The 1714-nt window shown below is 66.6% G+C and carries 3 protein-coding genes; 2 read left to right on the forward strand and 1 reads right to left on the reverse strand.

The genetic code is table 11. The annotated features are described in order from the left end of the window. A partial coding sequence (locus WBV89_RS03465) for an anti-sigma factor (protein WP_423979949.1) occupies window positions 1-443 on the forward strand: 443 nt, incomplete at its 5' end. Between the two features lie 60 nt (window positions 444-503). Continuing rightward, the gene (locus WBV89_RS03470) at window positions 504-1343 is read left to right on the forward strand and encodes a mechanosensitive ion channel family protein (RefSeq protein WP_423979950.1); all 840 of its coding nucleotides are present in this window, start codon (window positions 504-506) and stop codon (window positions 1341-1343) included. A 76-nt stretch (window positions 1344-1419) separates the two neighbouring features. Here WBV89_RS03470 and WBV89_RS03475 read toward each other — a convergent pair. Next, window positions 1420-1714, reverse strand: a 295-nt coding sequence (locus WBV89_RS03475) for a hypothetical protein (RefSeq protein ID WP_423979951.1), incomplete at its 5' end; no start/stop codon positions are given.

Here is a 1714-nt window from a genome sequence, read left to right on the forward strand (position 1 = left end):
AACGTCGGCGGCGACCGTGGCTCCCGCTGGCGGCCGCCGCTGCGGTGGCCCTGTTCGCCGTCGGCGGCATCGTCATGGTGCGCGACGGTGAGGGCAGCAACGACGATGTCGTCGCCGAGGTACTCGATGCCCCCGATGTGCAGGAACGGCCCTTCGAGGGCGAACTCGCCGGATCCCTGACGGCCTGGTACTCGCCCGACGAGGCTGCGGTCGTCGTCGACGGCCTCGATGTCGCACCGGTCGGCGAATCCGAGACGTATCAGCTTTGGCTCGTGCAGGACTCGGGGATCGAGTCCGTCGGTGTCTTCCGCCCCGACGACGACGGCCGGGTGTCGGTTGCCTTCGATGGATCGGGCCTCGGTGACGATGCCCTCGCGATCACCGTCGAGCCAGCGGGCGGCAGCGACCAGCCGACCCAGGCACCGATCGCCCAGACCGCCTGACCGGCCTCAGCGTTTCGGCTCGGGTGTCGGCGGGTACCACCCGACCGAAGGGGACCCTTGATGAGACTGCAAGCAGAGAGCGACGGCGATGCGCTCGTCGACGCACTTCGAACCGATGGGTTGACCGCGTGGTCGTGGGCGACGGCCGGGATCACCCTGGTGGTCGCGATCCTGCTCTCGCAGTTGCTGAAGTACCTCGTCGAGCGTGGACTTCGCCGGCGGATGGATGGGGCACTCGCGCTGCTGTTGGCTCGACTGAGCTCGTACGTGGTGCTGATCGTCGGACTCATCTACACCCTCGAGGCCCTCGGGGTCGCGCTCGGTCCCCTCCTCGGCGCGTTGGGGATCTTCGGGATCGCGTTGGCATTCGCCATCAAGGACATCCTCGAGAACTTCGTCGCCGGGATCCTGCTCCAGCTGAAGCGACCGTTCACCTACGGGGATCAGGTCTCGATCAACGACCACGAGGGGACCGTACGCACGATCGACTCTCGCCTCGTCACGATCGACACGCCCGACGGAGAGTCGATCATGATCCCGTCGGCGACCGTCATCACCGCGGACATCAACAACTACACGACCCTCGGAGGGAGGCGCACGACCGTCCCCGTGGGTGTCGCGTACGGAACGGACCTCGCTGCTGCCCGCGCGGTGCTCGACCGTGCGGTGCGCGAAGTCGCCGAGGTCCGCGAGGTTCCCGAACCCGAGGTGCTGTTCACCGGATTCGGTGAATCGAGCGTCGACTTCGTCGTCCGGTACTGGCACGAGGCATCGATCGCCACGTTCTGGAACACGCGCAGCTCGGTCGGGTTGGCGATCGATGTCGCGCTCGCCGACGCCGAGATCGTGATCCCGTTCCCGCAACGCACGCTGCACTGGAACCAGTCGACCGAGGGATGATTTCGAGGTGCGTGTCCGTGACACGCACCTCGAGGATGGTCATTCAGGGAAATCGGTCATTCGGGACGATCGGTCATCAGGCGATGTCGAGGTCGGGATCGGAGTCGCGGCGGCTGTTCACGAGAGCGGCGAGGCCGACGACGGCGAGCGCGATGACGACGGCGGTCGCGATGACCCCACGATTGCGCCACGCCGCCCGCACGGTGCGCCCGGCGATTCGACCACCCGTTGCGCCGATCACGACGGCGGATTCGGTCACGAAATCGGTGGTGTTCGACACGACGTCGTCGAAGGCGGGAAGGTCTGGGAGATCGATGTCACCGAGACGCTCGACCGGAATCGAATCGACAGCATCGGAAACGGTGCTGGTG

Source organism: Ilumatobacter sp. (assembly GCF_049588435.1).
GTDB lineage: Bacteria > Actinomycetota > Acidimicrobiia > Acidimicrobiales > Ilumatobacteraceae > Ilumatobacter_A.

Coding starts and splice junctions, on each gene's coding strand:
- WBV89_RS03470 (WP_423979950.1), top strand. CDS start 504: ATGAGACTGCAAGCAGAGAGCGACGGCGATGCGCTCGTCGACGCACTT.